The organism is Polynucleobacter sp. UK-Mo-2m-Kol15, assembly GCF_018881505.1.
Taxonomy (GTDB): domain Bacteria; phylum Pseudomonadota; class Gammaproteobacteria; order Burkholderiales; family Burkholderiaceae; genus Polynucleobacter.
The window spans coordinates 493,489-518,912 of the sequence record NZ_JACVQC010000001.1 but is presented as its reverse complement, the minus strand read 5'-3'; the positions used below and the strand labels follow the sequence as shown (position 1 = coordinate 518,912).

Sequence of the window (25,424 nt, the reverse complement as noted above, 5' to 3'; positions counted from 1 at the left end):
TATTTCTATTAAGTTCAACTAATGGACTGATACATTTCTTTTACCACCTCAACACCTTGGGTTGAAGCCTTCCAAGCCAGCGCCTGATTTGCTTTGTTCGGATCAGCCCGCCCAATTTCTAAATCTGTCGGGCGAAAAAGAGCAGCATCTTGAACTACAAAGTCTTTCCAATTAAGGTTTGCTTGCTCAAAGGCAGTCTTTACAAACTCTTCTAAAGTAATCGTCGTTCCCGTGGCAATCACAAAATCTTCTGGCTGATCTTGTTGCAACATTAACCACATTGCCTCTACATATTCAGGGGCCCAACCCCAGTCCCTGGCAATATCCAAGCGGCCTAGCTTTAACTGCTCTTTGCTACCCTCAGCAATCCGTTTTACTGCTCGGATGATTTTCTGGGTCACAAAGCGTTCAGGACGTAGAGGAGACTCATGATTAAACAAGATACCGGTGCAAGCAAATAAACCATAGGCATCACGATAGTTGTTTACCAACCAATAGGCGGAACTCTTAGCAACTGCATAAGGACTCATTGGGTAGAAGGGAGTTTTTTCATTGGCTGGCTCGCCTTTGGTGTCACCAAAGCACTCACCAGAACCGGCGTGATAAATCTTGATCGTTTTATCTGCCGTTTCTATCATGCGACAACCCTCTAAGATGTTGAGGGTGCCCAAGGTAATACTTTGAATGGTTTCAGCAGGCTGCTCAAAAGATAAGCCTACCGAAGATTGGCCAGCCAAGTAATAGATCTCATCGGGATTACTTTTGCGTAGTGCCACCAACACACTCCGAAAATCTTCGGGGACCATGGAGATATAACTGACTTGGCCTTCAACCCCCAGCTTTTTCAGGTTAGTAAAAGAAGAGCCTTGTGCATCACGTGAAGTACCAAAAACGGTATAGCCTTTTTGCAAAAGTAATTGTGCGAGGTAGCTGCCATCTTGGCCACTTACCCCACAAATTAAAGCCGTGCGCTTTTTTATACTATTGCTCATGATTTTGAGCGTCCATAGTTATCTTCAAATCGCACAATATCGTCCTCACCAAGATAACTACCCGATTGCACCTCAATAATCTCCAGAGCAGTTTTACCGGGATTAGCCAAGCGATGCGTTTGACCTTGGGGGATGTAGGTACTTTGGTTCTCAGTCAAGATGATGACCTTCTCGCCATTAGTAATCTCTGCAGTCCCCTTGACCACAATCCAATGCTCAGCGCGATGATGGTGCATTTGCAAAGACAAGCTCGCTCCAGGCTTTACCTGAATACGCTTTACCTTAAAGCGCTCACCCTCATCCACACTGTCATACCAGCCCCAAGGCCTTGCAACCTTACGATGGAGGTTTTTCTCTTCCCGCTGTTGCTGCTCTAGCTGATTGACGATACTTTTAACATCTTGACTATTCGCACGATCGGCAACCAAGACGGCATCAGCAGTTTCAATAATCACGAGATTATCAACGCCTACCGTGCTCACCAAGCGACTGCTAGCATGCACTATGGAGTTATTGGTATTACTTAGCAAAGTATCACCACTTGTGACATTGCCACGTTCATCTTTTTTACCCACTTGCCAGACTGCATCCCAAGCACCCAAATCATTCCATCCGGCATTAAGCTCAACCATCTTGATCTGGTATTGACTACCAGGGCATTTTTCAATCACAGCATAGTCAATCGATTCACTCGGAATGGATTGAAAGATTTCTTTTGCTGGGCGTATGAACTGGGCATCGGCAGATTGATCAATTGCTCTAGCAACCCATGCGGTCTCAGTGGCGCCAAATATATCAGGACGAAATTCTTTTAGGGCAGCCAGCCAAGTACTTGCACGCAAAACAAACATGCCGCTATTCCAGAAATAATGACCATTGTCTATGTAAGATTGGGCAGTCTTTGCATCGGGCTTTTCTACAAAGCGCTCAACAGTAAACTCACCATGAGCTCCTTGAGTGCCGCCCTTCTGAATGTAGCCATAACCAGTCTCTGGTGCGGTTGGCGTAATACCTAAAATGGCAATCGTTTTTTTATCTTTGTCAGATGCAACTACATTGATGCAATCTTGTAAGGCCTTGGTAAAAGCTGCGCCATTCTGAATAGTTTGATCTGCTGGTGTAATCACCAAAATAGGATCTACCGATGCGGAATTACTTTCAGCATCTTGCTCGCTGGCATACAGCGCAGCCAAGGTTAGTGCTGGCGCAGTATTACGACCAATAGGCTCAAGCAATAAGCTTGCTTTTACTTTAGGCAACTCGCGCAATTGATCTGTTACTAAAAAGCGATGCTCTTCATTAGTCACAATCAGCGTTTTACCAATGGCGATGGAAGAGTGAGAATTTTCGGTGTTTCCGGCGCTTCCATCAGCAAGGGTATTTAATCGCTCTACTGCCTGCTGAAAAAGACTCTTTGCTGAATCATCGCCCGACAACACCAAAAACTGCTTTGGAAAGCCCGAGCGAGACAAAGGCCACAGGCGAGTTCCAGAGCCACCACACAGAATGACGGGAATGGCCAGTAAAGCAGGAATATCAGAAATTGCTTTGGTCATGAGCTGTGTGACTAAGCCTTTATGCTTTTTGTAAATAAAACCTGATTTTATAGGCTTTATGGGTGCAAACTCAGCTTATTGGGATTTACACAATTTTTATGAATTTATTAGAATTTCACTAGCGGTCAAAAGTGTGCAAACATCGCATCTTTAGACCCAAAACCAATTAAAAACCACAGGAGTCAGATATGTCTACAGGCAACATCCCTAAAATCAACGTACGTAATTCTGTTATTGAATGCGCCCAATCCCTGAAAAAGGAAAATGCAGGCAAATATCACAACTATGGCATTAAAGACTGCATCGCCTCGATTGCTGCTACTAAGCGCAACTAAGCAGAATTTAGCGAAATTCATCGCAAGCTATTGTTTTTAAAGAATTAATTTGGTCTATTGGGGGAGTGTTTACCGGCCAGTATGCTGTAAACCACCCCAAGCAAGGCCAATAAAAAAGCTGCCGAAGCAGCTCTTTTATTACTTATTAAGCTAAATAAAGCATTAAGCCTTCTTAGCGTATGCAGAGCACCAGCCTGGACCAGCAACTTGCTTACCAGCAAACAATGAGCAACCACCAGCAGCAGAACCAGCCTTACCTTGGTACAAAGCACAGTTATCGCACTTTTGGCCAGCAGCATATTTAGGAAACTTTGCTTTATCTACCTTAGAGGCATCCGCTTTGTAACCCAAAGCAGAAGCTTGTGGATCAGTTTCAGCAACCATCGCTTGAGCTTGAACTGTACCGTTCAAAGCTAAAGTGCAAGCACCAGCAGCAGACAAAATCATAAATTGGCGACGACTATTTTTCATATGAACTCCAAAGGGTGAAATAGAACAAAAACTGCGTTGGAACGATCATAGAACAGAAGGAAATGCTCGACTACAGTCAACGTAAGCAATTGATTTTATTGGTTTATTTATTGAGAATTGTTCTCAATAAATAAAAAAGATTCAGGGTTAGCGCCAACCCTTGAGGTTCATGCAAGAAATCCGTTGCTTCACATGCGCACCAGAACCTGTCTCAGGATAGGACTTGGCACAATCTAATGCATCACGCTGAAAAGTGGCCTTATTGTTTTTGGCGGGGTCACTGTTCACATCAGGATACAAAGAACATCCAAATAGGAAAGCTCCCGCAATACATCCAAGAGTAATCCTAAATAAATATCTAAAATATCTATTGATTCCGAGAGTTGAAACACACATTCTGATATTTATCTCTTATCCAGTAAGGATAAAAATTCTCTGCGCAAATTGGAGTCTTTGAGAAAGGCGCCACGCATCACGCTATTGACCATCTTCGAGTCACGATCTTTTACCCCGCGCCATTGCATGCAGAAATGATCGGCATCCATCACGATGGCAACACCAACTGGCTTAATTTTTTTCTCGAGCATGTCTGCCAACTCAACCACAGCCTCTTCTTGAATCTGCGGACGACACATGACCCACTCAGTAAGACGTGAGTACTTTGACAGACCAATCAAAGCAGACTCTTTACTTGGTAGCACGCCAATCCAAATACGGCCCATGATCGGGCAAAGATGATGAGAGCAGGCACTGCGCACAGTGATGGGGCCAATAATCATCAACTCATTAAGGCGACTTACATTCGGAAATTTCGTTAGCGTAGGCTGCTCAACATAGCGCCCGTTGAAAACTTCTTTAACAAACATCTTGGCTACACGTTGACTCGTATTTTTAGTGTTGTGATCACTCTCGGTATCAATCACCAAACTCTCTAATACCGCCTGCATCTTTTCCGCAACCTCATCCACCAAGCCCTCTAGCTCACCGGGCTGAATAAATTGAGCGATATTGTCATTGGCATGAAAGCGTGCCTTTTGCGCCAAAATACGCCGACGAATCACTACTGATAAAGGTGTTCCGCTATCACTCTTTTTAGGGGCAGCTTTCTTTGCCGGCGTGACACTGGTCGATTTTTTGCTAGGGGCTTTGCTAGCTGTCTTAGTAGGAATTTTCTTAGTAGGCATAAATATGGGTTCGTTGAATTTTTTATAAACTAAATTTGGAAGAAAATGGCTACGACACAAGCTAAGCCAGCAAGCCACACGATAGATCGAGTAGTCGGCCAGTTAGCTACGTAGCAAACCAGGTAAGCAATTCGGGCAGCCACAAAGCCAAGAGCCAAAAGATCGATACGCTCTTGTGGCGCATTTGCAATAGTGGCAATGATCACTGCCGCAAAAAAGAAAGGGAGGGATTCAAAGAGGTTGGCTTGCGCAGCATTCGCTCGCGCCCGAAAGCCCGTCTGTTTGGCAAGCCACTCACGTGGCATACCATTGTCATAACCCTCAAATCCTTTTTTAGCAATGCCAGCCGCTACGATCGGAAATAATCCCATGAACAAAACACACCAATAGGCAATGGTCATAACTGGCCTTGTGAATTTAAAGTATCTGCAGGTTTGGCTTTTTTCTTTGAGCCAATACGAGACTCAGTGCCATTCATGAGATTGGTGATGTTAGTGCGATGACGCCAAATTAATAATAAGCACACCACCAAGAGTGCAATAGCCATCGGTTGCAAACCAAACAAGAAAACAAAATAGATTGGGCCAAATACTGCGGCTGCTAAAGCAGCTAAAGAGGAGTACCGCATGAACATCGCCACGATGATCCAGGTTGCCAAAGTAGCTGCACCCAAGATCCAATTAATGCCGAACAAAATTCCGCAAGCAGTAGCAACGCCTTTGCCACCTTTAAAGCCATGAAACACGGGAAACAAGTGGCCCAAGAAAACAGCAACTACAACCCCGCACAACAACCAAGAATTGAGCGTTGACGTTAAAGATGTATCACCTAGCAAAATTCGTCCGAGCATGACCGCCAAATACCCCTTCAGCGCATCGCCAATCAATGTGAGAACGGCTGCCAGCTTGTTACCTGTTCGCAGAACATTAGTGGCGCCTGGGTTACCTGATCCATAGGAATGGGGGTCAGGTAAACGCATGCACTTACTGACCACTACCGCAAATGAGATTGAACCAATCAAGTAGGCGGCCGGTATGAGCAAAAGATCTAAGGTTAAATTCATGACCCTATCTTAAACACTTCCCCGAACAAAGGTTTCTAACTGGTCAGGATGAAGTCTTTGCTATATACTATTGCTATATACATGAGGAGACACTATGGCAATTTCGATTACAACTGTGTTCACCAACAATAGAACCCAGGCAGTCAGACTGCCTGCAGAAGCCCGTTTGCCTGATGAAGTAAAAAAGGTCATTGTGCGCATTCGCGGTCGCGAGCGAATCATTAGCCCCCTTGAAAATACTTGGGATAACTTTTTCCTAAGCGGCCCGGTCGTATCCGACGACTTTATGAATGAGCGGGGGGAACAAAAACCTGTTGAGCGAGAAAGTCTGTAATGCTCAAGTATTTACTTGATACAAATATTGTCATTTACGTACTCAAACGCAGACCCATTGAAGTGTTGAAAATTTTCAACACTAACGCTAGTCGAATGGCGATTTCAAGCATCACACTCTCAGAATTAATCTATGGAGCTGAGAAAAGCGCAAATATAGATAAAAATTTAGAGGCGATTGAAGAATTCATTAGTCATCTTGAGGTACTTCCTTACGACGCGAAGGCATCACAACACTATGGACAAATTAAAGCGTCATTAGAGAAGAGGGGTGAAATCATTGGTGAAAATGATATTCATATTGCAGCTCATGCAATCAGCCAAGGGCTTATCTTAGTGACGAATAATGTGCGCGAATTTCAAAGAGTCTCAAACCTTGCTCTAGAGAATTGGATAGACTCTTAACTTTCCGAAAAAGCCAACCTTTACTGGGATGTAGAGGAATTAATGATCTCCGGCTATAGCTCATGCCGCCTGCAGCACATCAGAGACCCAAGCATTAATACTTTTTCCAGACGCCTGCGCAACTCTTGCCACTTTTGCATGAATTTCCGGTGTAATGCGCAACATCAACTTCCCAGAATATGGTTTTTGTGGCTTCACACCATGTGCCGCAGACATTGCGATGTAACCATCCACAGCCAATTCGAATGCATTAATTAACTCTGAAACAGACTCTCCATGAAACGAGACGATGTCAGTAATGCCAGTCAAGTGGCCAACAAAAATACGGTCATCACCATCAAATTCAATATTGGCGGAATAATTTTTATAACTTAGCGGTTTGTTCATGGCTTAACTCCTATTAGAACCAAAAAACTTTGAACATCTTTTACCTGATACCTCTTTGCTTCTTTGCCGGGATGGGGCCTATGTAAATCCAATCGATGATTATTCATTAAAAAACTTACCCTAGAACCCTCACCCTCGACGCATTGACTGCCGACTGCCAGTAACAATAATTCAATCCTTCTCCACTCTATTGTTGCTGAAGTGGGTTTGGCAAACACGGCTTGTAAGGTTTTTTGGTGTTTGCTATTCATAGATTAAATGATATCATAAAATGATACCATTTAGCAAGCTTAGCCCCTAGGATGATGCTGCTGATGAATCGACTTCAGACGCTCTCTAGCCACGTGGGTGTAGATCTGGGTTGTAGAGATGTCAGCATGGCCCAAAAGCAGTTGCACTACCCTTAAATCTGCCCCGTGGTTGAGCAAATGGGTGGCAAAAGCATGGCGCAAAGTGTGTGGCGATAATGCAACCGGAATGTTGGCAATCGTGGCATATCGCTTAATCAGCGCCCAAAAGGCCTGACGAGTGAGACCTGTGCCAGTGTGGCGCCCGACGAACACAGCATCCGTAGTCTTACCCTCAAGTAGTGGTGTTCTACCCTCCGTCAAATAACGTCGCAACCACTCCCCCGCTTCCCCACCAAATGGCACTAGACGTTCTTTGCCACCTTTACCGTTCACGATTCTGACAACGCCCTCGTTTAAGCCAAGTGCCACCGTCTTTAAAGAAACGATTTCTGAAACCCGCAAGCCGCTGGCATACATTAATTCCAGCATGGTGCGATCGCGCAAACCTAGTGATGTCTCTACATCTGGGGCATTCAGCAACGCAGTGACATGATCTTCACTCAGGGTCTTAGGAAAACGTAAAGCTTGTTTAGCAGCACGTAAGCCAATGCAAGGATCGCTCTTGACTAAATTGATTCGTAAAGCGTGACGGTAAAAACGCTTAAATACCGTCAGCCTACGATTGGCAGTAGTGGCCTTATCAGCGCGACGATGCGCGATATAGGCAGTCAAATCTTTTTCAGTAACACCGTAGAGATCGATTCCAGAATCTTTTTGAAGCCACTGAGCTAAGAGCAATAGATCTCGGCGATAAGCAGACAAACTATTTTTTGCCAAACCATCTTCCAACCAACAAGCATCACAGAAGCGCTCGATGGCTTCTTGGCTTGCTGGTGAAATCGATGGGGTTGTGTCTATTTCAGTCTTCATGGCGCTTTAAGTCGCGATAGAAATTCTCATGCGGACCAAAGGTCAGGAGCTTCACACTCTCTTCATCTAAGATCCGATACGCAAGCAAACATTGCTGCTGAGAAAGTCGAAACTTAAAAACTCGCACCCCAAAAAAATCTCCAACCTTAGCTTCGCCAATAGAGGGGTCTGAGCTAAGGACCCTAAGCGCATTATCTAAGTCGGTTTTTTGTAGTGGGTGTAATTTTTTGATTGCCCTAACAAACGAGGCGGTAAGGAGTAAACGCATTAACTAAAAACGTACTCACCAACAATCGGCTCTTGATCCGCAATCAAAATCTTACGGATCATTGAAAATGGTAGGTCTGGATTTTCCTGAGCAACTTTACCGATCTGAGACCAGTACTCGATCTGCTTGGGCACTGAACGATGCTCAATCTGCCCATAGGCCTTGGCCTGCTCCACTAAATTTTCAGATAACTTCACGTTTATAGACATACTCACCTCCTCAGAATTGGTCCATTATAATCCATTAGGTTCCATAATGGAACTTTTTAGGGTTATATAGATGGGTATTGAGCCAATACCCACCCACACTGAGAATGAGTTAGTCGCGGAAGTTGTTAAAGCCCAAAGGAGCCTCAGTAACTTCTTTCTTGAGCAAAGCCATGGTTTCTTGTAAGTCATCACGCTTAGCGCCAGTCACGCGCACTGCGTCACCTTGGATACTGGCCTGCACTTTAATCTTGCTATCTTTAATGATGCGGACTACTTTCTTAGAGAGCTCAGAAGTAATGCCCTTCTGAATTTTCATGGTTTGCTTACGCTTATCGCCACCAATCGTTTCAGTTTTGTCATCCTTGAGATAACGCACGTCTACGTTGCGCTTTGCCATCTTGCTAATTAAGACATCGCGCACTTGGCCTAATTTGAAATCATCATCGCCAAATAGAATGAGAGTCTCATCTTTTTGCTCTACACGGCTATCAGAGCCTTTGAAGTCAAAGCGATTGGTAATCTCTTTGTTGGATTGCTCGACTGCGTTTTTCAACTCAATCATGTCTGGTTCGCAAACTACGTCAAATGTTGGCATATCTACTCCTTAGGTCATATCTTGGTAATTTGGTTGGGCACTTTGCCTTGGCAAATGCGATTGCGAATAAGATTGTGGCATGAACTCCGCACAAAATGCGCCTCTCTTGCCAAAATTGACGTCCAATATGGGGCTTAAGCACCGCAATACCTTTGGCTTTGAGGCTTATGCAGAGCTCGCTTATGAGATTACTGCCGCAGAACAACTCCCCACTGTAGTTGCAGATATTCAGAGACAAAACTTATCTTGGCGAGTTCTGGGCGGGGGTAGCAACGTCATCCTCCCAAGCGCTCTACCTGGAGTAACTCTGCTGATGAATATCCCTGGGCAGGAAATCCTCGGCTCCGATGAGGGGAATACCTTTATTGCCGTTGGTGCAGGGATTAATTGGCATGAATTCGTAGCATGGACATTGGAACAAAATCTGCCTGGCCTAGAAAACTTAGCACTTATTCCAGGTACGGTAGGCGCAGCACCCATACAAAACATTGGAGCTTATGGCGTAGAAATTGCTGACTATATCGATAGCATTGAAGCTTTCGATACTGGAACTCATGCCTTTGTCACCCTGCCCAAAGAAGCATGCCGCTTTGCCTATCGCGATAGCTACTTTAAGCAACATCCCCAACAATATATCGTGACAAAGGTCGTTTTTAAAATCCCTAAAACTTGGGTGCCACGTATTCACTATGCCGATCTAGCAAAACAATTTATCGATAGTAAAGATAAACAAAATGTCAGCGCTCAGGATATCTTCAAAGCCGTCTGCGCCATTCGGACGCATAAATTACCAGACCCCAAAGTCATTGGTAATGCAGGAAGCTTTTTCCAAAACCCGGTAGTGGCTAATACCAAGTTTGAAGCGCTACGAGAACAGTTTCCAGAAATTGTTTCTTATCCAGACCGTGAAGGTATGCGTAAGCTTGCTGCCGGCTGGCTAATTGATCAGTGTGGGTTCAAAGGTAAAACTGTAGGGCCTGTCGGGGTCTATCAAAAACAAGCCTTAGTACTAGTCAATCATGGCGGTGGCACAGCCAAAGATATTTTGGCTCTGGCCCAATCTATTCAAGACAAAGTACTAAATGTATTTGGTGTTGAACTGGAGATTGAGCCCAATATTCTCTAAACTGTTGATTTAGAGAAATATCTTGTACCGTCTAGTGGTATTTCTGCAGTTTGAAAGACAGCTCTGCTATATCAAGGCTGTGTTGACCCACAAAGACTATGACAAAGATGGGTGGAAAAAATGAACTTAAATGACCTACAAAAAGCTTGGGAAGCGTTATCAAAAACCGTTGATCTCAGCCCCATTCACTCTGAAAAGCAATACCAAAAAATGGTTGGGTTTGCAGACATGTTGACCGATGTTATTGGCGGCTCAAAGAAGCACCCTCTATTAGACTTGCTGGAGATTGCTAGCGAATTAATACGAGCCTATGACTTGGAGCATTACGATGTTCCAGATGTACAACCTCAAGCCTTGCTATCTTTTTTAATGGAAGAACATAAGCTTAAGCAATCTGATTTACCTGAAGTAGGTAATCAAAGCGTTGTTTCTCAAATTCTTTCTGGAACGCGGCAGCTTAATGTGCGACAAATTAATTCTTTAGCAAAACGCTTCAAGATTCCAGCTGGAGTATTTTTTGAACGCGCTTATTAAGTAGAGTAATTAATCAATCTCAAGTTTAGAAAACTCCACCTCCACCTGACCTTCTGCCAAGCGCACCTGGAAAGCGTCTTTAGTATTGAGCTCATTGGGGTTGCGCACGGCTTGCATTGCCCCAGCTTCTTTACTCAAAATCACTGCATAGCCACGCTCTAGCGTTCTTTGCGGGTTGAGCATTTCTAGCTGCGATTGGTAATGTCCTTGATTGCGCCTCCAGTTTTCCATTCTGACAGTCCAAGCCTGATTGAGTCTTTGATGCCAACTATTTATTTGCTCGCGCATGCGATCAGGATTGGGTAAGGCATGACTTAATCTCAGCGCCAATTGATCTAAGGTTTGTGCTTCACGCTCAATTCGTTGATTCACTCTTTGTAAGAGTGCTTGCATGATGGCATCTAACTCTTGCAGCATTTGATCGCGACGTGGCGCAGCCAACTCTGCTGCTCCAGTAGGAGTGGGTGCACGCAAGTCAGCAACAAAGTCTGCAATCGTCACATCCGTCTCATGACCAACACCACTCACAATGGGGATTGGCGATTGTGAGATAGCGTATGCCAACTGCTCGTCATTGAACGCCCAAAGATCCTCAATACTTCCTCCGCCCCGAACCAGCAAAATGACATCGACTGCATTTTCTTTTTCAGCGGCTTTGAGAGCGGCGATGATTCCAGCAGGAGCTTCGGGTCCCTGCACTAGTGTTGGGTAAAGCACAATCGGAATATGCGGCGCTCTTCTCGCAAGGGTACTAAGCACATCTTTCAAAGCTGCAGCTTGAGGTGATGTAATGATGCCAATCGCTCTAGGATGGCTTGGGATCTCATGCTTACGATCCGAATCAAAGAGACCTTCTTTTGTTAGCTTGGCTTTTAACTTGAGAAAGGCCTCATAAAGACCACCCATGCCGGCACGGCGCATACTTTGTACCGTTAGCTGAATATCACCACGGGGTATATAAAACCCCAGATTGGCAGCAAGCTCCACCAAATCCCCGGATTGCGGCATAAATCCAACTTGGCCATTACGACCACGGAACATCACGCAGCGGATCTGACCTTCTTCATCCTTTAATGAGAAGTACCAGTGCCCACTGTCATAAGCCTTGAAATTGGAAATCTCCCCGCTAACCCAAACGGTATCGAAGCGCTCCTCCAGGGAGCTCGCAATGGCGCGGTTTAGGTCGCCAACAGTGAGGATTTCTCTTGATATTTCCGACATTTTTTCTCTTTTTATACGCACGCATCAGGTCTGGCGGTCAATAAATATCCACAGAAGCCTATTCGCTCTAGGTCTAAGCCCTTCAAGTAAGTAATTACTGACCCAGTACGTCTCATAAAACCAACAGGTAATTCCTATCTAATTGATTTATAACACAAATTATTGCAATCCATTTTGAGAGAATTCATCCAAAATGAATAGGTCTCACCATCAATCAAGGACTTACAAAGCATTTTCTAAAAAGTTTTGCACAGAGTTATCCACAGGCTCATTTTCAGAAACTCAATTATTAATTCAGCTAAAGTACTGAGCATATGTATTCAATCTTACTGTCTGCCGGCTGGCCCATTTGGCCCCTTCTCATCATCTCTATTATTGGACTTGCCATTCTGATTGAGCGGGCCTGGTATTTGCGCCAAATTCACCTATTTCCTAAGGACAGCCTTGAAAAGGTGTTTGGAGCGGCAAATGCCATTTCTGAGCAAAAAGCGGTTTCTGAGGCAGAAATTAGCGCTATTAGCCAATTTTCTCCAGTAGCCCCCCTCTTTGCGTGCATCCTTCGCGAAAAAATTGCAGGTAGCACTGCTGATTCCGCACTTGAAGAGCTACAAGCCAGCGCTCAATCGACTTGGTTAAAGCTAGATCGCTACTTGGGGGCTCTAGCCACGATAGCAACTGTTGCCCCCTTGCTTGGGCTCTTTGGCACTGTTGTTGGCATGATTGAAATCTTTGGCAGTCAGGGTGCTATTAACGGTGGCGCAGGCAGCCCACAGCAACTTGCCCATGGAATCTCAGTTGCTTTGTATAACACTGCCTTTGGATTACTGATTGCGATTCCTGCTTTAGCTGCATGGCGTGGTCTACGTGCCATGGCCAATCAACGCCAGCATGAGTGCGAAGAATTTACCCGTCAATTATTTAAAAAACTCTATCCGAACTCCGTAAATAGCAAATGAGTTGGCTAAATAATCAGCTTAGGCAGCGCAGGCAATTTTCACTGGGGGTGCACTCATCTCCAGTTGAGCCTGAGATCAATCTCATTCCCTTTATTGATGTGCTGCTAGTCGTATTGATTTTCTTAATGATCTCCACGACCTTTACCCGCTATCAAGAGCTGGCAATCACACTACCCACCGCCAATGGCGCAGCGAGCCAAGCAGAAGTAAAACAAATTCACATCGCAGTAAGCCGTGATGGACGCTTTGCCGTTAATGGCAAAGTGACTGATCGCAATCAGCTTAGTAATACACTGAACTTGCTCAATCAAAATAGTGCGAATAAAGACACTGGCGTACAAATTAATATTGATGCCGATGCTAGAGCGCCACACCAAGCGGTCATGAGCGCACTTGAAGCGGCACGTGATGCCAATTTATCGAATATCGTATTTAGTAGCCAGACGAAAAAGTAAGTCATAGGCAAACACGCATCCACAAAAAATTACTTTTGATGACATCCGCCAAAACCAATACCGCCTTTAAAAAAGCACCCAAATTTTGGGAGAGGCGTGGTCCGACTAGCCTTCTGCTTTGGCCGCTATCTAAGGTATATGACTGGATTAACAAGGCACTTGATCTCATTCATGAGCTTGGCTTAGGTGGTGGCAAGGCACAAAGAGTGCCCATCATTATTGTTGGTAATATTCGTGTGGGCGGGACTGGCAAGACGCCGATCGTCATTGCATTGGCGGAACGTCTTGCGGCGATGGGTTGGAGACCGGGGATTATTAGCCGAGGCTACGGCGCTTCTTCACTGAGCAGTCCATTACAAGTGAATAGTGATTCGAATCCTGCCGAAGTTGGGGATGAGCCAGTGTTGATTGCTAAACGTACACAGAATCAATTTCCAATTTGGGTACACCCCAAGCGCGTGAAAAGTATTCAATCCCTATTAAAAGATGACTCTTCTGTGAATGTCATCATTAGTGATGATGGTCTACAACATCGAGCATTAGTGCGTTGGCCAGCCCGTGAAGGTGGCCGCGATATTGAATTCGTAGTGAGAGATACACGTGCAGAAGGCAATGGTTTCTTGCTACCTGCAGGACCTCTTCGTGAACCGGCTACCCGTGAACGCGATGCCACTTTAATGACGGGTTCGAGCACATCCCCTGCTCACATCGATGAATATTTTCTTGGGCGTCGTGCTTTCACCTTAGACACTCAATTAGGCATGCCTTATCAGCTTATTGATCCTAGCAATACGCAATCTTTGGAAGCCATCGCAGACACTTACCTCCCAAATAAGATCACCGCTGTTGCAGCCATTGGCAATCCACAGCGTTTTTTTGACGATTTACTAAAACAAGGAATTGCTGGTAAATCCATTGGTTTAGGAGATCACGCCACATACACTCCAGCATTTTTCTCTGCAATTCATGCTGAATGCATTCTGATTACGGAAAAGGATGCCGTAAAATGCAGTGAAATACAGGATGAACGCATTTGGGTGGTTCCAATGACTTTAGAAATTCCCAATGCATTAGCTGACTGGTTGCAATCGATTTTGCAAAGACCCGATCCCAATCGATACACTTTATAAAAAATAGCAAAGATCAAAAATGGATAAGCGCTTACTAGAGATTTTGGTGTGTCCTTTATGCAAAAGTACTCTGCATTTGGATGCCGAAAAACAGGAGCTTATTTGCAAAGCGGATCGCCTAGCCTATCCGATTCGTAATGACATCCCCGTCATGCTAGTGGATGAAGCTCGCAATCTTTCTGCTGACGAGTGCAGCTAATTCGATCGACCTCGATTGAATTTCACTACACATGAGCAATAAACCTCCGGAGTTTTTAGTTGTTATACCTGCAAGACTAGGCTCCACTCGCTTGCCTCGTAAACCCCTTGCCGACATCGGTGGCAAGCCCATGGTCATTCGTGTAGCTGAGCGCGCCCAACAGTCATTGGCTCAAAGCGTTGTGGTGGCAACGGATTCACCAGAAGTCCAAGCCGCTTGTGACGAACACCGCATTGAATGTTTATTAACTAGTTCAGATCATCCTACTGGAACTGATCGTATTGCTGAGGTTGCGCAACTCCTAAAGCTTTCGGCGGATACCTTAGTAGTCAATGTCCAGGGAGATGAGCCCCTGATTCCACCTGAGTTGATCAATCAAGTTGCGCAAACTTTAGCTGACAATGCTGCATGTGCGATTTCAACTGTTGCAGTGCCCATTGTGGATGCTGCAGAAATTAGCAATCCTAATGTCGTTAAAGTAGTCCTCAATCGCTCTAACGAGGCACTCTACTTTTCCAGATCTGTCATCCCCTTTGTACGCGACGCTCAATTAGAGGTGCCTGCAACGCACTTGCGACATCTGGGCATTTACGCCTATCGAGCGGACTTTTTACAGGCCTATACCCGCCTTGAACCAGCCCCGCCGGAGCTTGCCGAGGCTCTAGAGCAACTTCGCGCCCTCTGGAATGGCTACCGAATTGCAGTGCACACTGCCAATAAAGCCCCGCCAGCAGGGGTTGACACGATCGAAGACCTCGAACGAGTCCGTCGCATCATGGCCAACTAGCCAAGAATCCAGTTTTTCCAAGGTTCTCGGGGATAATCCTAGGGATTAGTCACAAAGGATCCCGAGAAAATACGAGACAATAGGGGTCTTCTAAGGGGAAAACAATGCGGTTAATTCTGCTGGGTGCACCAGGTGCTGGCAAAGGAACTCAGGCTCAGTTCATTTGCGAAAAGTTTGCAATTCCACAAATCTCTACTGGCGATATGTTGCGCGCTGCGGTGAAAGCGGGAACCGAACTGGGCATTGCCGCCAAAAAAATTATGGATGCTGGTGGCCTGGTTTCTGATGACATCATTATCGGTTTAGTTAAAGACCGCTTAACCCAAGCAGATTGCAACAAGGGTTATTTGTTTGATGGCTTCCCAAGAACGATTCCACAAGCACAAGCCATGAAAGATGCTGGTGTACCAATCGATTATGTTTTAGAAATCGATGTACCGTTTGATGCCATCATTGATCGCATGAGCGGTCGTCGTGTTCACCCCGCCTCAGGTCGTACCTATCACGTGACTTTCAACCCACCAAAAGTTGAAGGTAAAGATGATGTGACTGGTGATGCCCTGATCCAGCGCGATGATGACAAGGAAGAAACTGTTCGTAAGCGCCTACAAGTCTATAACGATCAAACTCGTCCGCTAGTGGAGTACTACTCTAGCTGGGCAACCCAAACCAATACAACTGACAAAGTAAAAGCTCCAGCCTATCGCAAGGTAAGCGGTACTGGTAATGTTGATGACATCACTGCTTCTATTTTTGCAGCATTGAAATAAGCAAGTTAAACGCTAAGTTTTCTCAACTGGCGAATATTAAAAGGGACTGCAATGCAGTCCCTTTTTTATTAGGCATGAACACTCAATTTCATCCCCAAAGCATGTATCACTCTTGTAACAGTCTCAAATCGTGGGCGAGCCTCAATTTTCAAAGCTCTATACAGCGACTCTCTAGTAACCCCACTCTTTTTAGCAATCTCACTCATTCCTTTTGCTCTCGCAATATCACCAATTGCGGCAACAAATAAAGCAGGATCACCATCCTCCAAGACTGCCGTTAAATATCCGGCAATATCTTCTTCAGTCTTCAAGTAATCTACGACATCAAACCTTGGTAGCTCACTTATTTTTATCTTTTTCATTTTCGTCATTTAATCCTCCATTGTCAGGAGCAACTTTTTAACTCTCTTAATATCAGCCGCCTGAGTTGATTTACAACCACCACCCAACATTACGATAATTACTTTTCTGCGCTGAATGTAATACATCCTCCATCCGGCGCCAAAATGCTCTCGCATTTCAGATACACCTTCGGATATTGGTGCAACATCACCTAAATTACCTAAAGCCACTCTGCGAAGCCGTGCTATTAATCGACCTCGAGTTAAAGGATCGCGAATAGTGTTGAGCCACGTCTCAAATTCAGCTGTTTTATTGATTTCATACATACCTAAATTGTAATCAATCGGTTACAGTATACACAAAGACCATCCAAAGGAAATTGATATTTACTTGACTTAAGAGAGTGGCTTTTTCGATGCTAAATTTGCGCCATGGCAAACAAAAAATCAACCAGCAGAATAATTCATGAAATGAATCAAACTATGCGCGGACTTGATCGCTGTGAAGCACTAATAACAAGCAAGATGGGGAAATTTAAAAGGGGTGTTAAAGATGAAACTCGAGAGACCAAGAACGTCGATGACATCACACCTGAAAAATGCCACACCTCAAAATAACTATTTCAACTCTTTCAACGCACTCTCAAATGATTCGATATCCGCAAAGCTTCTGTATACGGATGCAAAGCGGATGTAGGCTACTTTATCCAAACGCTTGAGCTCTCGCATCACTAACTCACCCACGCGCTCACTCGGAATTTCTTTTTCACCCAGGCTGAGCAACTTCTCCTCAATTCGGGCAATAGCTTCATCAACAGAATCAGAGGAGACTGGGCGCTTGCGCAATGCGAGCTTAACTGAGCCGACTAACTTATCGTGGCTGTATTCAACACGGCTGCCGTTCTTCTTTACGATTGCTGGTAAGACTAGCTCTACACGTTCATAGGTAGTAAATCGTTTATCGCATTTGGCACAACGACGACGACGACGAATAGTATCGCCTTCATCCGATACCCGGGTATCCAAAACCTGGGTATCGTCGTTATGGCAAAAAGGGCAGCGCAATGAAGTTCTTCTCTCGTGTTAGCTGAGTGTTTACTTAACCGTAAACTGGGAAGCGCTTAGTCAACTCGGAAACTTGGGCACGAACCTTAGCGATATTGTCGGCATCATTTGGATTATCCAAAACATCCGCGATGAAATTGCCGACTTGACGCGCTTCAGCTTCTTTAAAGCCACGGGTTGTCATTGCAGGTGAGCCCAAACGAATACCACTAGTGACCATTGGTTTTTCTGGGTCATTCGGGATGCCGTTTTTGTTACAAGTAATATGCGCCTCGCCCAATACGCGCTCAGCCTCTTTACCAGTCATTTTCTTCGCACGCAAATCAACCAACATCACATGAGAGTCCGTACCGCCAGAAACAATGCGCAGGCCTCGAGAAATCAATGTCTCTGCCAAGGCTTTTGCGTTAGCAATTACTTGCTTTTGATAATCGATAAAAGCAGGCTCTTGCGCCTCTTTAAATGCCGTCGCCTTAGCGGCGATTACATGCATCAAAGGACCGCCTTGTAAGCCAGGAAATACCGCAGAGTTGATTGCCTTCTCATGCTCAGCCTTCATCAAGATGATGCCACCACGTGGACCGCGCAAACTCTTGTGCGTAGTAGAAGTAACAATGTCAGCATGAGGAACTGGGTTTGGATATACGCCAGCAGCAATCAGGCCAGAGTAATGGGCCATGTCCACCATAAAAATGGCGCCAACTTCTTTAGCTAATTTACCAATTCGCTCCCAATCGATCACCAAAGAATATGCAGATGCGCCAGCAATAATCAACTTTGGCTTGTGCTCACGAGCTAAACGCTCCATCTGCTCGTAATCGATCGCCTCGTTTTTATCGAGGCCATAGGAAATCGGGTTGAACCACTTACCACTCATATTCAAAGCCATGCCATGGGTCAAATGACCGCCCTCAGCCAAGCTCATCCCCATAAAGGTGTCGCCTGGCTTAAGAAATGCTAAAAATACCGCCTGGTTAGCAGATGCGCCGCAATGGGGCTGAACGTTCGCTGCTTCAGCGCCATATAAAGCCTTCACTCGGTCAATGGCCAGTTGCTCAGCCACATCGACAAACTCGCAACCACCGTAATAACGCTTACCAGGATAGCCTTCAGCGTACTTATTGGTTAACTGAGAGCCCTGTGCTTGCATCACTGCCGGGGAAGCATAGTTCTCAGAAGCGATGAGCTCAATATGGTCTTCCTGACGCTTATTCTCATTCTGAATTGCAGCCCACAGCTCTGGGTCGGTTTTGGTTAAGGTATTTTGGCGGTCAAACATGGTGATAATCCTGATGAAGTTGTATTGCTGAGTTAATTAACTTAGTAAAATCAACCTACATCATACAAAATCCACCATGACCACCACACAAGACCTCTCATTCCTCTCCCTAGTCCTGAATGCCAGCCTATTAGTACAGCTAGTAATGTTGTTATTACTGAGCATGTCGGTTGCCTCTTGGACCATCATTTTTAAGAAAACTGCCATTCTGCGAGGCGTAAGACGAGATACCGAGCGTTTTGAGCGGGACTTTTGGTCTGGCGGCGACCTCAATACCCTTTTGGATGCTGCACAGCGCAACACCCGTAGTGACGCCGTTTTAGAGCATATTTTTGAAGCCGGGATGCAGGAATTCATGAAGGTGCGTGAGATCGATGCCGCTCGCCGTGCCATGAAAGCGACCTACCAGCGCGAAATGGACATGCTAGAGGCCAACCTACCCTTCCTAGCATCCGTCGGCTCAGTCTCCCCTTATATCGGCCTCTTTGGCACCGTTTGGGGCATCATGCATGCCTTCCGAGGCTTAGCTAACGTACAAAATGCCACCTTAGCTGCAGTAGCCCCAGGTATTGCCGAGGCACTAGTTGCAACGGCGATCGGTCTATTTGCCGCGATTCCTGCGGTAGTGGCCTATAACCGGGCAGCTACAGATGTAGACCGCCTAGCGATTCGTTTTGAAACCTTCATTGAAGAATTCACCAACATCTTGCAACGTCAAGGTTCAGGCAAGTAAGCATGGCAGGCTCACTCCGAAAATCCTCTAAACGTCGGGCTATGGCCGACATCAATGTAGTGCCTTACATTGATGTGATGTTGGTATTGCTCGTCATCTTTATGGTGACAGCGCCAATGGTCAATCCAGGCGTTGTCAATTTACCCACAGTAGGCGGTGCAAAAGTTCAATCTTTGCCACCGGTCTTTTTGACAATTGATGCCAATGAAAATGTCATTGTTCGCAAAGATGGTGATCCAGTTCAAACTTTAAATAAATTTGAACTTGGGGCATTTGCTAGATCGCAAGCGGAGAAGTCCGCTGAGCAACCTGTAGTTCTTGCTGCAGATAAATCGATTAAATATGAAGTGGTGATGGAAGTCATGTCCAAGCTAAAAGAGAATGGCGTGAAACGGGTCGGTCTTGCAGTGAAGAGCCAATAAGCCTTTTTGTATTGCACACATGAATAGCGCGCAAACATTTCATTCCAGCTTCTCACGAGGCCGCCCTAGCAAAAACGAAAGCACTAAACGTGCTTTTAGTTTTTCACTTGCCGTGCATTTAGGATTAATTGCATTTTTGGTAATTGGCATCAGTTGGAATAACTCCACACCCTCGGGAGTGGAAGTGGAGTTGTGGGATGCTACCCCACAAGTAGAAGCCCCCCTAGTGCCTGAATTAAAAACAGAAATAAAAGAAGAGGCGGCTGATATTGCAATCAAGAAAAAGCAGGTCGTGAAAGAGCCGCCTAAAAAAGAAGTTATTAAAGAAATACCTAAACCCGTTAAGCCAACTCCTCCGAAAGAAAAGAAAAAGGAGGAGACCAAAAAGCCTGAGCCAGCGAAGAAAGTGGAAACTCCAAAACCGGCTGCATTGACTCCCGCCCAAATGAAAGCCAATGCAGAGTCCGATAAAAGGCGTGAAGCCAATATCGCCAGTCTGCGAGGATTGGCAGCAACGGATGGTGGGACTGGCGGCTCAGTGGGCAGTGGTGTTGGCGGTGGAGGCAATGCGCCGCCTGGCTGGAGCGATAAAGTGATTAAGAAGGTGCGCGCTAACATTACCTTTAATGCAGATTCCTTTAAGGGCAACAAACAAACCATTATTCAGGTTAAGCTTGCTCCAGATGGAGCCATCCTCAGCAGAGTAATGACTTCAAGCAGTGGTGATAACGCTTGGGATCAAGCGGTCTTAAGCGCAATTGATGCTACCCAGAGCCTACCAAAAGACGACAATGGTCAATTTCCAACTCTGACACCTGAACTTAAACTCAAACCCAAGTAAATTACTAGACATGATCAAAAACATCGCACGCTCTTTTATCAAGATCCTTTTGTGGATTTTGGCTCTCGGCTTTGGCGTAATCAGCCTTCCTAGTCATGCGCAGATGAGTATTGAAATTACTGGTGTGGGCCAATCTCTTTACCCAATCGCGGTAATGCGATTTAAAGATGAAAACAAATTGCCGATCAGCATTACCGACATTATTCGTCAAGACTTAGCTCGTAGCGGTTACTTTAAAAATACTGAAAATGGCAATGCCAGCGAAAGTGATGAAGGAACGCCAAACTACCCATCTTGGGCTGCCCGCGGTGCGGACGCTCTGGTGCTGGGTTCGGTAGTGCAGACTAGCGCAGGTCAGTTTGAGATTCGCTATAAACTTTTTGATGTTCGTAAATCTGAAGGTCTTGGCGGCTTGAATATCAATTCCAGCGCTGATAATTTACGCGCTGCAGCCCATAAAATTGCTGATGACATCATCTTTAAATTGCTAGGCGAGCGGGGCATCTTCTCTACGCGCCTCTCCTATGTCATTAAGGAGGGTAAACGCTATCGCTTAGTTATCTCCGATGCGGATGGTCAAAATATTCGCAATGCCATGAATAGTGGTGAGCCTATTATTTCTCCATCATGGTCACCCGATGGCAAAAAAGTGGCTTACGTTTCTTTTGAAGATCGCAAGCCAGTGATTTATGTTCATGAGCTAGCTACAGGTCGTCGCATTCCCCTTTCCAATCAAAAGGGTAATAACAGCGCCCCAGCCTGGTCTCCAGATGGCAAAAAATTAGCAATCTCCCTCTCCAAAGATGGTAATACTCAAATCTACAGCATCAATGCCGATGGTAGTAACTTACAGCGCCTGACTCGTGGTCGTACGATTGATACCGAACCGCAATATTCTGCGGATGGTCGCTACATTTACTTCACCAGCGATCGTGGCGGCAATCCACAGATTTACCGTATGAGTGCTGAGGGCGAACAGGCTGAGAGCGCAAAGCGCGTTACCTTCAAGCAAGGCTTCGTGACCTCTCCACGCATCTCGCCAGATGGAAAGTATTTAGCCTATATCGCCAATCTTGGCGGGGCTTTTCGTCTGCATATCCTTAATTTAGCCACTGGAGATTCCCAGGCACTAACGGATGGATCTAGCGATGAATCTCCCTCATTTGCAGCGAATGGTCGTTATGTTCTCTACTCCACTAAAGTGGGCGGCAAACGGGTTTTGGCGGCAGTGTCCGTTAGTGGTAATTCCAAGCAAATCTTGACTATTCCGGGGTCTGATGTACGTCAGCCATCCTGGGGTCCTTTTATGGACTAAAGCGAATCGCTTAAGGCAAACTCACCAGGCGTGGGTCATAAGAAAATTTCTCAATTTTCTTAGCCTTAATCAACTTGACATCCGGATGCAGGGGATTGATCAATACATTACTTGCTTGCGGAATGACAACTGAAGGCACTAACAATACAGCACTTGCATTCGATTGCAGCCATCTCTGACCTCTTTCAATGCTAGCGGTTCCCGCTGGCAATGCATCCCAAGCAATGCCGGCTGTTTTCGCATTAAACCTTTTAGCCAGGTCCCATACTTTTGTTGGAATATCAATCCGCACCAGATAGCGAGTTAGGGGTAGTCCTTGCGCATTAAGATGCACCAAAGTCTCCAGACAAGCAAGGGCAATCGACTCAGAGGTGTATACAACCGGAGTCCCTTTCTTATTCCACCTTCCGCCAGATTTTTTTGCGCCCTCCCCACCAAGGTCATCAGCTTTAAACGTGGGGGTATCAAGTGCAATTCTCCAAACAGCTTGAACACTCATGCGTATGCCCCAGTTTGAATTTTTGCCAAGAGATCTGAAATCATCTCCTGACCAGAGACTGTATCCAAATACGCGGATGGTTTCTCACCACCCAATGCTGGGGATGGTTTTTCAAGCCAACTAGCGACCCACTTAGCAGCGTCAAAGCCATCTGGATTGCCCGACTCGGAAACAATAGTCTCCACTTGCCCCACAAGTTTAGCCATACCAATCAATCGCTCACCCTGCTCGATAGGTAGCATTTGATTTGCGACAGATTTTTTATCAATAGTCGACTTTGGTAAATTCAAGAACTTGAATAATGTTTCTTTAGTAATACCCATGGAATCAGAAATAACATTGATATATCTGGCGGGCACACCGTTTCGGATCAACTTAATACGATCTATGGGCTCAACTCGGTAAATGGTGGAAAAAGATAAGTCCAGTTGGGGTTTATGAAGCACTTTTGTCGCAGCCTTTTTTGGGATCATGCTGGGCATATTAAATTCCTCATTTGAGGATTTATTTTATCTCAATTGAGGAAAAAAGGAAATAAGCGAAGTGTATATATGCGGCATTTCAATGCAATTTCCATTCAAATTTAGCAATCTTGGGGGCATAATATTAACTATTAGCTTATTTATTTACCTTGTTTGTAGAAAAAAGGATTGATCATGACAACTTCTATCGCACGCCGTGCCGCAACTCTCACCCTCGTTGGACTCACCACATTATTTTTAGCGGCTTGCTCAAGCGTTAAGCTGGATGACGTTAATAGCGCCAATAGTGGTAGCGGTACCGGTGGTGGTAGTAACTTTAGTTCACAGCCTTGGAATGATCCTAGCAGCCCCCTCTTCCAGCGCAGCGTGTATTTTGATCTCAATGAATACACTGTTCAAACTAAATATCAAAAACAGTTATCTGCACATGCTAGCTTCTTAAAAGCGAATCCCAAGCAGAAAGTCATCATTCAAGGCAATACCGATGAGCGTGGTACTGCAGAGTACAACTTGGCGTTGGGCCAACGCCGTTCGGATGCAGTTCGTCAATCCCTTAACTTGATGGGCGTTTCTGATGGTCAAATGGAAGCAGTCAGCTTTGGTAAAGAAAAGCCAAAAGCTGAGGGTGATAACGAAGCAGCTTGGGCAGAAAATCGTCGTGCTGACATCGTCTATATTACAAACTGATGCGCAGCCTGCCACACTCTTTTAAACAAACGCTCTCACGAGCGTTTTGTTTAAGTATCGCCACTCTTTTCTTGAGTGCCCCTAACAGTGCGTGGGCACTCTTTGCCGATGATGATGCACGTAAGGCGATCTTAGACTTACGCAAAACTCTAGCAACTACACAGCTTGAATTACAGAGTCAGATCGATAGGCTGAAAGTAGAAAATACTGAGCTCAGGGGCAAGATAGAGGTACTTCAGAAGCAGGGTGACGACATTGGCGCCAGCCAAAAAACCTATTACCAAGATCTCGATACTCGCATAGGTAACCTTGAACCTCGTACAGCCACTATTGAGGGCGTGAGCGGCACTGTCCAACCTGGCGAGAAACAAGCTTACGATGATGCATTAAAGACCTTCCAAGCTGGCAATCTAAAAAAGGCGGATAGCGACTTCTCTGCTTTTATTAAGAAGTATTCCGATAGCCCCTATACGCCATTAGCACTCTTTTGGAGTGGTAATAGCAAATATGCCACCAAAGACTATTCTGGCGCGATTGCCCAGCTACAAAGCTTAATTAAACGCTATCCAAGTCATCCGCGCATTCCATCAGCCATGTTGACCTTAGGTAACGCGCAGTTAGAGACTGGTAATAAAGCAGCTGCCAAGAAGACCTTTAGCGAAATTGTGAGCAAATATCCTGATACTGAAGCAGCCAAAGATGCGCAAAAACTACTTACTGCAACAAAGTAAGTGGTCGAGCAAAGTCTATTTACGTCATGTCTAAGCTATCAGCGGCATTTCAGAATATCGCGCCCCGTGAACCAAATGCACCTGCTGTCATTTTGTTTTCAGGCGGACTAGACTCCAGTACGATTCTCGCTCTAGCAAAAGATCTTGGTTATGCGCCTTATGTTCTATCTGTTGGCTATGGTCAACGTCACTCATCCGAACTGGCGGCTGCAAAACACATCGCCAAGAAGATGGGTGTCATTCGGCATGAGGTAGTCAATCTAGATCTCACGCGTTTTGGTGGTTCAGCTTTGACCGACTCCTCCATTGATATCCCAATTACTCCAGGTAAAGATCAAGAGATCCCCGTCACGTATGTGCCGGCTCGTAATACTATCCTGCTCTCGCTTGCATTAGGCTGGGCTGAATCATTGGGTGGACTGGATATTTTTTATGGCGCCAATGCTGTTGACTACTCAGGCTACCCTGACTGTCGCCCTGAATATGTTGCCTCATTTGAAGTAATGGCTAACTTAGCTACCAAGGCTGGTGTAGAAGCACTCAATAATGAAAATCGCTTTCGGGTTCATGCCCCCATCATCAACCTGAGCAAAGCAGAGATCATCCAACTTGGCACCACTCTCGGCGTTGATTACTCACAAACCGTTTCTTGCTATCAAGCAAATGATTTAGGTGAGGCTTGTGGAGAATGTGAATCTTGCCGCTTGAGGCAAGCAGGCTTTAAGCAAGCCAATTTGAGTGATCCTACGCGCTACCGCAGAAGTTAATCCAAAGCCGAGTTAACCCATGCCCAGAAAAAGGTTTGAATTTTTATAAAAAACACATAATAACGC

Annotated in this window: 39 protein-coding genes; 19 read left to right on the top strand and 20 right to left on the bottom strand. The window is 45.4% G+C overall.

Annotated elements, in window-relative coordinates:
• Positions 1-14 precede the first annotated feature (14 nt).
• Complete coding sequence (locus ICN43_RS02830) at positions 15-992, bottom strand: GDP-mannose 4,6-dehydratase (protein ID WP_216197098.1); 978 nt, start codon at positions 990-992, stop codon at positions 15-17.
• A complete protein-coding gene (locus tag ICN43_RS02825) occupies positions 989-2,548 on the bottom strand; it encodes a mannose-1-phosphate guanylyltransferase/mannose-6-phosphate isomerase (protein ID WP_216197097.1) in 1,560 nt (519 codons plus the stop codon). Before ICN43_RS02825 ends, ICN43_RS02830 begins: the two co-directional genes overlap by 4 nt.
• 188 nt (positions 2,549-2,736) lie before the next feature.
• Between ICN43_RS02825 and ICN43_RS02820 the strand changes: the two genes are divergently transcribed.
• A complete protein-coding gene (locus ICN43_RS02820) occupies positions 2,737-2,883 on the top strand; it encodes a hypothetical protein (RefSeq protein WP_216197096.1) in 147 nt (48 codons plus the stop codon).
• Positions 2,884-3,045: 162 nt separating this feature from the next.
• Here ICN43_RS02820 and ICN43_RS02815 read toward each other — a convergent pair whose 3' ends face one another.
• The 5 genes from ICN43_RS02815 to plsY all read right to left on the bottom strand — a co-directional run bounded on the left by ICN43_RS02815 (position 3,046) and on the right by plsY (position 5,601).
• The gene (locus ICN43_RS02815; protein WP_216197095.1) at positions 3,046-3,354 is read right to left on the bottom strand and encodes a high-potential iron-sulfur protein; all 309 of its coding nucleotides are present in this window, start codon (positions 3,352-3,354) and stop codon (positions 3,046-3,048) included.
• A 147-nt stretch (positions 3,355-3,501) separates the two neighbouring features.
• A complete protein-coding gene (locus ICN43_RS02810; protein ID WP_216197094.1) occupies positions 3,502-3,642 on the bottom strand; it encodes a hypothetical protein in 141 nt (46 codons plus the stop codon).
• Positions 3,643-3,758: 116 nt separating this feature from the next.
• On the bottom strand, positions 3,759-4,538 hold the full coding sequence (locus tag ICN43_RS02805; RefSeq protein ID WP_216197093.1) for a GTP cyclohydrolase I: 780 nt from the start codon (positions 4,536-4,538) through the stop codon (positions 3,759-3,761).
• A 29-nt stretch (positions 4,539-4,567) separates the two neighbouring features.
• Positions 4,568-4,939, bottom strand: a complete 372-nt coding sequence (locus ICN43_RS02800) for an MAPEG family protein (RefSeq protein ID WP_216197092.1) — start codon at positions 4,937-4,939, stop codon at positions 4,568-4,570.
• Positions 4,936-5,601: a glycerol-3-phosphate 1-O-acyltransferase PlsY gene (gene plsY, locus ICN43_RS02795; protein ID WP_216197091.1), complete on the bottom strand. Its 666-nt coding sequence runs from the start codon at positions 5,599-5,601 to the stop codon at positions 4,936-4,938. The genes ICN43_RS02800 and plsY overlap by 4 nt, the downstream gene beginning before the upstream one ends.
• A 94-nt stretch (positions 5,602-5,695) precedes the next feature.
• On the opposite strand from plsY, the gene vapB reads away from it, so the two are divergent.
• Positions 5,696-5,935, top strand: coding sequence for a type II toxin-antitoxin system VapB family antitoxin (gene vapB, locus ICN43_RS02790; protein ID WP_216859723.1), 240 nt, complete (start codon positions 5,696-5,698; stop codon positions 5,933-5,935).
• A complete protein-coding gene (gene vapC, locus ICN43_RS02785) occupies positions 5,935-6,339 on the top strand; it encodes a tRNA(fMet)-specific endonuclease VapC (RefSeq protein ID WP_216197090.1) in 405 nt (134 codons plus the stop codon). The genes vapB and vapC overlap by 1 nt, the downstream gene beginning before the upstream one ends.
• Before the next feature lie 60 nt (positions 6,340-6,399).
• Here vapC and ICN43_RS02780 read toward each other — a convergent pair whose 3' ends face one another.
• From ICN43_RS02780 to ICN43_RS02755, 6 genes are all read right to left on the bottom strand, one after another.
• Complete coding sequence (locus ICN43_RS02780) at positions 6,400-6,726, bottom strand: type II toxin-antitoxin system HicB family antitoxin (protein ID WP_216197089.1); 327 nt, start codon at positions 6,724-6,726, stop codon at positions 6,400-6,402.
• Complete coding sequence (locus ICN43_RS02775) at positions 6,723-6,977, bottom strand: type II toxin-antitoxin system HicA family toxin (RefSeq protein ID WP_216197088.1); 255 nt, start codon at positions 6,975-6,977, stop codon at positions 6,723-6,725. Before ICN43_RS02775 ends, ICN43_RS02780 begins: the two co-directional genes overlap by 4 nt.
• A 39-nt stretch (positions 6,978-7,016) precedes the next feature.
• Entirely contained in the window at positions 7,017-7,946 is a 930-nt protein-coding gene (gene xerD, locus ICN43_RS02770) for a site-specific tyrosine recombinase XerD (RefSeq protein ID WP_216197087.1), read from the bottom strand.
• The gene (locus ICN43_RS02765) at positions 7,936-8,214 is read right to left on the bottom strand and encodes a type II toxin-antitoxin system RelE/ParE family toxin (protein WP_216197086.1); all 279 of its coding nucleotides are present in this window, start codon (positions 8,212-8,214) and stop codon (positions 7,936-7,938) included. Before ICN43_RS02765 ends, xerD begins: the two co-directional genes overlap by 11 nt.
• Positions 8,214-8,423, bottom strand: coding sequence for a ParD-like family protein (locus tag ICN43_RS02760; protein ID WP_216197085.1), 210 nt, complete (start codon positions 8,421-8,423; stop codon positions 8,214-8,216). Before ICN43_RS02760 ends, ICN43_RS02765 begins: the two co-directional genes overlap by 1 nt.
• Before the next feature lie 109 nt (positions 8,424-8,532).
• Positions 8,533-9,018, bottom strand: coding sequence for a YajQ family cyclic di-GMP-binding protein (locus tag ICN43_RS02755; protein WP_216197084.1), 486 nt, complete (start codon positions 9,016-9,018; stop codon positions 8,533-8,535).
• A 79-nt stretch (positions 9,019-9,097) separates the two neighbouring features.
• Between ICN43_RS02755 and murB the strand changes: the two genes are divergently transcribed.
• The 3 genes from murB to ICN43_RS02740 are packed head-to-tail and all read left to right on the top strand — an operon-like array spanning position 9,098 to position 10,678.
• Complete coding sequence (gene murB, locus ICN43_RS02750) at positions 9,098-10,144, top strand: UDP-N-acetylmuramate dehydrogenase (protein WP_216197083.1); 1,047 nt, start codon at positions 9,098-9,100, stop codon at positions 10,142-10,144.
• 34 nt (positions 10,145-10,178) lie between these two features.
• Positions 10,179-10,268: a type II toxin-antitoxin system HigB family toxin gene (locus ICN43_RS11245; RefSeq protein ID WP_370623192.1), complete on the top strand. Its 90-nt coding sequence runs from the start codon at positions 10,179-10,181 to the stop codon at positions 10,266-10,268.
• Positions 10,265-10,678, top strand: coding sequence for a type II toxin-antitoxin system HigA family antitoxin (locus ICN43_RS02740; RefSeq protein ID WP_216197081.1), 414 nt, complete (start codon positions 10,265-10,267; stop codon positions 10,676-10,678). The genes ICN43_RS11245 and ICN43_RS02740 overlap by 4 nt, the downstream gene beginning before the upstream one ends.
• A gap of 9 nt (positions 10,679-10,687) precedes the next feature.
• Here the strand turns inward: ICN43_RS02740 and xseA are convergent, their stop codons facing one another.
• Complete coding sequence (gene xseA, locus ICN43_RS02735) at positions 10,688-11,899, bottom strand: exodeoxyribonuclease VII large subunit (RefSeq protein ID WP_216197080.1); 1,212 nt, start codon at positions 11,897-11,899, stop codon at positions 10,688-10,690.
• A gap of 314 nt (positions 11,900-12,213) precedes the next feature.
• Here xseA and ICN43_RS02730 point away from each other — a divergent pair, with 314 nt between their 5' ends.
• The 6 genes from ICN43_RS02730 to adk all read left to right on the top strand — a co-directional run bounded on the left by ICN43_RS02730 (position 12,214) and on the right by adk (position 16,196).
• Positions 12,214-12,855, top strand: coding sequence for a MotA/TolQ/ExbB proton channel family protein (locus ICN43_RS02730; RefSeq protein ID WP_216197079.1), 642 nt, complete (start codon positions 12,214-12,216; stop codon positions 12,853-12,855).
• Positions 12,852-13,310 carry a biopolymer transporter ExbD gene (locus tag ICN43_RS02725; RefSeq protein ID WP_216197078.1) on the top strand — a complete coding sequence of 153 codons (459 nt, stop codon included), beginning with the start codon at positions 12,852-12,854 and terminating at the stop codon, positions 13,308-13,310. The genes ICN43_RS02730 and ICN43_RS02725 overlap by 4 nt, the downstream gene beginning before the upstream one ends.
• A gap of 38 nt (positions 13,311-13,348) precedes the next feature.
• Positions 13,349-14,440: a tetraacyldisaccharide 4'-kinase gene (gene lpxK / locus ICN43_RS02720; RefSeq protein ID WP_216197077.1), complete on the top strand. Its 1,092-nt coding sequence runs from the start codon at positions 13,349-13,351 to the stop codon at positions 14,438-14,440.
• A 19-nt stretch (positions 14,441-14,459) separates the two neighbouring features.
• Positions 14,460-14,639, top strand: coding sequence for a Trm112 family protein (locus tag ICN43_RS02715; RefSeq protein ID WP_216197076.1), 180 nt, complete (start codon positions 14,460-14,462; stop codon positions 14,637-14,639).
• A gap of 31 nt (positions 14,640-14,670) precedes the next feature.
• Positions 14,671-15,426, top strand: a complete 756-nt coding sequence (gene kdsB, locus ICN43_RS02710) for a 3-deoxy-manno-octulosonate cytidylyltransferase (RefSeq protein WP_216197075.1) — start codon at positions 14,671-14,673, stop codon at positions 15,424-15,426.
• Between the two features lie 104 nt (positions 15,427-15,530).
• Positions 15,531-16,196, top strand: a complete 666-nt coding sequence (gene adk / locus ICN43_RS02705) for an adenylate kinase (RefSeq protein WP_216197074.1) — start codon at positions 15,531-15,533, stop codon at positions 16,194-16,196.
• Positions 16,197-16,264: 68 nt separating this feature from the next.
• On the opposite strand, the gene ICN43_RS02700 is transcribed toward adk, so the two are convergent.
• The 4 genes from ICN43_RS02700 to glyA all read right to left on the bottom strand — a co-directional run bounded on the left by ICN43_RS02700 (position 16,265) and on the right by glyA (position 18,881).
• On the bottom strand, positions 16,265-16,567 hold the full coding sequence (locus ICN43_RS02700) for an addiction module antidote protein (RefSeq protein ID WP_216197073.1): 303 nt from the start codon (positions 16,565-16,567) through the stop codon (positions 16,265-16,267).
• Positions 16,568-16,864, bottom strand: coding sequence for a type II toxin-antitoxin system RelE/ParE family toxin (locus ICN43_RS02695; protein WP_216197072.1), 297 nt, complete (start codon positions 16,862-16,864; stop codon positions 16,568-16,570).
• A 291-nt stretch (positions 16,865-17,155) separates the two neighbouring features.
• Positions 17,156-17,602, bottom strand: coding sequence for a transcriptional regulator NrdR (gene nrdR / locus ICN43_RS02690; protein ID WP_216197071.1), 447 nt, complete (start codon positions 17,600-17,602; stop codon positions 17,156-17,158).
• Between the two features lie 34 nt (positions 17,603-17,636).
• The gene (gene glyA / locus ICN43_RS02685; protein WP_216197070.1) at positions 17,637-18,881 is read right to left on the bottom strand and encodes a serine hydroxymethyltransferase; all 1,245 of its coding nucleotides are present in this window, start codon (positions 18,879-18,881) and stop codon (positions 17,637-17,639) included.
• A gap of 76 nt (positions 18,882-18,957) precedes the next feature.
• Between glyA and tolQ the strand changes: the two genes are divergently transcribed.
• The 4 genes from tolQ to tolB are packed head-to-tail and all read left to right on the top strand — an operon-like array spanning position 18,958 to position 22,192.
• Entirely contained in the window at positions 18,958-19,614 is a 657-nt protein-coding gene (gene tolQ, locus ICN43_RS02680; protein WP_216197069.1) for a protein TolQ, read from the top strand.
• 2 nt (positions 19,615-19,616) lie between these two features.
• Positions 19,617-20,036 (top strand): ExbD/TolR family protein, encoded by a 420-nt coding sequence (locus tag ICN43_RS02675; RefSeq protein WP_015420456.1) that lies wholly within the window; start codon positions 19,617-19,619, stop codon positions 20,034-20,036.
• A 19-nt stretch (positions 20,037-20,055) separates the two neighbouring features.
• A complete protein-coding gene (gene tolA, locus ICN43_RS02670; protein ID WP_216197068.1) occupies positions 20,056-20,877 on the top strand; it encodes a cell envelope integrity protein TolA in 822 nt (273 codons plus the stop codon).
• A gap of 10 nt (positions 20,878-20,887) precedes the next feature.
• Entirely contained in the window at positions 20,888-22,192 is a 1,305-nt protein-coding gene (gene tolB / locus ICN43_RS02665; RefSeq protein ID WP_216197067.1) for a Tol-Pal system beta propeller repeat protein TolB, read from the top strand.
• Positions 22,193-22,202: 10 nt separating this feature from the next.
• Here tolB and ICN43_RS02660 read toward each other — a convergent pair whose 3' ends face one another.
• Together ICN43_RS02660 and ICN43_RS02655 are read right to left on the bottom strand one after the other, a co-directional pair.
• Positions 22,203-22,691, bottom strand: coding sequence for an RES family NAD+ phosphorylase (locus ICN43_RS02660; RefSeq protein WP_216197066.1), 489 nt, complete (start codon positions 22,689-22,691; stop codon positions 22,203-22,205).
• Positions 22,688-23,173 carry an antitoxin Xre-like helix-turn-helix domain-containing protein gene (locus ICN43_RS02655; RefSeq protein WP_216197065.1) on the bottom strand — a complete coding sequence of 162 codons (486 nt, stop codon included), beginning with the start codon at positions 23,171-23,173 and terminating at the stop codon, positions 22,688-22,690. Before ICN43_RS02655 ends, ICN43_RS02660 begins: the two co-directional genes overlap by 4 nt.
• A 174-nt stretch (positions 23,174-23,347) precedes the next feature.
• Between ICN43_RS02655 and pal the strand changes: the two genes are divergently transcribed.
• From pal to queC, 3 genes are all read left to right on the top strand, one after another.
• The gene (pal, locus tag ICN43_RS02650; RefSeq protein ID WP_216197064.1) at positions 23,348-23,860 is read left to right on the top strand and encodes a peptidoglycan-associated lipoprotein Pal; all 513 of its coding nucleotides are present in this window, start codon (positions 23,348-23,350) and stop codon (positions 23,858-23,860) included.
• A 71-nt stretch (positions 23,861-23,931) separates the two neighbouring features.
• Complete coding sequence (gene ybgF, locus ICN43_RS02645; RefSeq protein ID WP_255533396.1) at positions 23,932-24,591, top strand: tol-pal system protein YbgF; 660 nt, start codon at positions 23,932-23,934, stop codon at positions 24,589-24,591.
• A 26-nt stretch (positions 24,592-24,617) separates the two neighbouring features.
• Positions 24,618-25,358 (top strand): 7-cyano-7-deazaguanine synthase QueC, encoded by a 741-nt coding sequence (queC, locus tag ICN43_RS02640; protein ID WP_216197062.1) that lies wholly within the window; start codon positions 24,618-24,620, stop codon positions 25,356-25,358.
• Positions 25,359-25,424 lie beyond the last annotated feature (66 nt).

What these genes read in the sequence shown, in the direction of transcription:
- ICN43_RS02830 (WP_216197098.1), bottom strand. Translation starts at nt 992, where the DNA reads ATGAGCAATAGTATAAAAAAGCGCACGGCTTTAATTTGTGGGGTAAGT.
- ICN43_RS02825 (WP_216197097.1), bottom strand. Translation starts at nt 2,548, where the DNA reads ATGACCAAAGCAATTTCTGATATTCCTGCTTTACTGGCCATTCCCGTC.
- ICN43_RS02820 (WP_216197096.1), top strand. Translation starts at nt 2,737, where the DNA reads ATGTCTACAGGCAACATCCCTAAAATCAACGTACGTAATTCTGTTATT.
- ICN43_RS02815 (WP_216197095.1), bottom strand. Translation starts at nt 3,354, where the DNA reads ATGAAAAATAGTCGTCGCCAATTTATGATTTTGTCTGCTGCTGGTGCT.
- ICN43_RS02805 (WP_216197093.1), bottom strand. Translation starts at nt 4,538, where the DNA reads ATGCCTACTAAGAAAATTCCTACTAAGACAGCTAGCAAAGCCCCTAGC.
- ICN43_RS02800 (WP_216197092.1), bottom strand. Translation starts at nt 4,939, where the DNA reads ATGACCATTGCCTATTGGTGTGTTTTGTTCATGGGATTATTTCCGATC.
- plsY (WP_216197091.1), bottom strand. Translation starts at nt 5,601, where the DNA reads ATGAATTTAACCTTAGATCTTTTGCTCATACCGGCCGCCTACTTGATT.
- vapB (WP_216859723.1), top strand. Translation starts at nt 5,696, where the DNA reads ATGGCAATTTCGATTACAACTGTGTTCACCAACAATAGAACCCAGGCA.
- vapC (WP_216197090.1), top strand. Translation starts at nt 5,935, where the DNA reads ATGCTCAAGTATTTACTTGATACAAATATTGTCATTTACGTACTCAAA.
- ICN43_RS02780 (WP_216197089.1), bottom strand. Translation starts at nt 6,726, where the DNA reads ATGAACAAACCGCTAAGTTATAAAAATTATTCCGCCAATATTGAATTT.
- ICN43_RS02775 (WP_216197088.1), bottom strand. Translation starts at nt 6,977, where the DNA reads ATGAATAGCAAACACCAAAAAACCTTACAAGCCGTGTTTGCCAAACCC.
- xerD (WP_216197087.1), bottom strand. Translation starts at nt 7,946, where the DNA reads ATGAAGACTGAAATAGACACAACCCCATCGATTTCACCAGCAAGCCAA.
- ICN43_RS02765 (WP_216197086.1), bottom strand. Translation starts at nt 8,214, where the DNA reads ATGCGTTTACTCCTTACCGCCTCGTTTGTTAGGGCAATCAAAAAATTA.
- ICN43_RS02760 (WP_216197085.1), bottom strand. Translation starts at nt 8,423, where the DNA reads ATGTCTATAAACGTGAAGTTATCTGAAAATTTAGTGGAGCAGGCCAAG.
- ICN43_RS02755 (WP_216197084.1), bottom strand. Translation starts at nt 9,018, where the DNA reads ATGCCAACATTTGACGTAGTTTGCGAACCAGACATGATTGAGTTGAAA.
- murB (WP_216197083.1), top strand. Translation starts at nt 9,098, where the DNA reads ATGAACTCCGCACAAAATGCGCCTCTCTTGCCAAAATTGACGTCCAAT.
- ICN43_RS02740 (WP_216197081.1), top strand. Translation starts at nt 10,265, where the DNA reads ATGAACTTAAATGACCTACAAAAAGCTTGGGAAGCGTTATCAAAAACC.
- xseA (WP_216197080.1), bottom strand. Translation starts at nt 11,899, where the DNA reads ATGTCGGAAATATCAAGAGAAATCCTCACTGTTGGCGACCTAAACCGC.
- ICN43_RS02730 (WP_216197079.1), top strand. Translation starts at nt 12,214, where the DNA reads ATGTATTCAATCTTACTGTCTGCCGGCTGGCCCATTTGGCCCCTTCTC.
- ICN43_RS02725 (WP_216197078.1), top strand. Translation starts at nt 12,852, where the DNA reads ATGAGTTGGCTAAATAATCAGCTTAGGCAGCGCAGGCAATTTTCACTG.
- lpxK (WP_216197077.1), top strand. Translation starts at nt 13,349, where the DNA reads ATGACATCCGCCAAAACCAATACCGCCTTTAAAAAAGCACCCAAATTT.
- ICN43_RS02715 (WP_216197076.1), top strand. Translation starts at nt 14,460, where the DNA reads ATGGATAAGCGCTTACTAGAGATTTTGGTGTGTCCTTTATGCAAAAGT.
- kdsB (WP_216197075.1), top strand. Translation starts at nt 14,671, where the DNA reads ATGAGCAATAAACCTCCGGAGTTTTTAGTTGTTATACCTGCAAGACTA.
- adk (WP_216197074.1), top strand. Translation starts at nt 15,531, where the DNA reads ATGCGGTTAATTCTGCTGGGTGCACCAGGTGCTGGCAAAGGAACTCAG.
- ICN43_RS02700 (WP_216197073.1), bottom strand. Translation starts at nt 16,567, where the DNA reads ATGACGAAAATGAAAAAGATAAAAATAAGTGAGCTACCAAGGTTTGAT.
- ICN43_RS02695 (WP_216197072.1), bottom strand. Translation starts at nt 16,864, where the DNA reads ATGTATGAAATCAATAAAACAGCTGAATTTGAGACGTGGCTCAACACT.
- glyA (WP_216197070.1), bottom strand. Translation starts at nt 18,881, where the DNA reads ATGTTTGACCGCCAAAATACCTTAACCAAAACCGACCCAGAGCTGTGG.
- tolQ (WP_216197069.1), top strand. Translation starts at nt 18,958, where the DNA reads ATGACCACCACACAAGACCTCTCATTCCTCTCCCTAGTCCTGAATGCC.
- ICN43_RS02675 (WP_015420456.1), top strand. Translation starts at nt 19,617, where the DNA reads ATGGCAGGCTCACTCCGAAAATCCTCTAAACGTCGGGCTATGGCCGAC.
- tolA (WP_216197068.1), top strand. Translation starts at nt 20,056, where the DNA reads ATGAATAGCGCGCAAACATTTCATTCCAGCTTCTCACGAGGCCGCCCT.
- tolB (WP_216197067.1), top strand. Translation starts at nt 20,888, where the DNA reads ATGATCAAAAACATCGCACGCTCTTTTATCAAGATCCTTTTGTGGATT.
- ICN43_RS02660 (WP_216197066.1), bottom strand. Translation starts at nt 22,691, where the DNA reads ATGAGTGTTCAAGCTGTTTGGAGAATTGCACTTGATACCCCCACGTTT.
- ICN43_RS02655 (WP_216197065.1), bottom strand. Translation starts at nt 23,173, where the DNA reads ATGCCCAGCATGATCCCAAAAAAGGCTGCGACAAAAGTGCTTCATAAA.
- pal (WP_216197064.1), top strand. Translation starts at nt 23,348, where the DNA reads ATGACAACTTCTATCGCACGCCGTGCCGCAACTCTCACCCTCGTTGGA.
- queC (WP_216197062.1), top strand. Translation starts at nt 24,618, where the DNA reads ATGTCTAAGCTATCAGCGGCATTTCAGAATATCGCGCCCCGTGAACCA.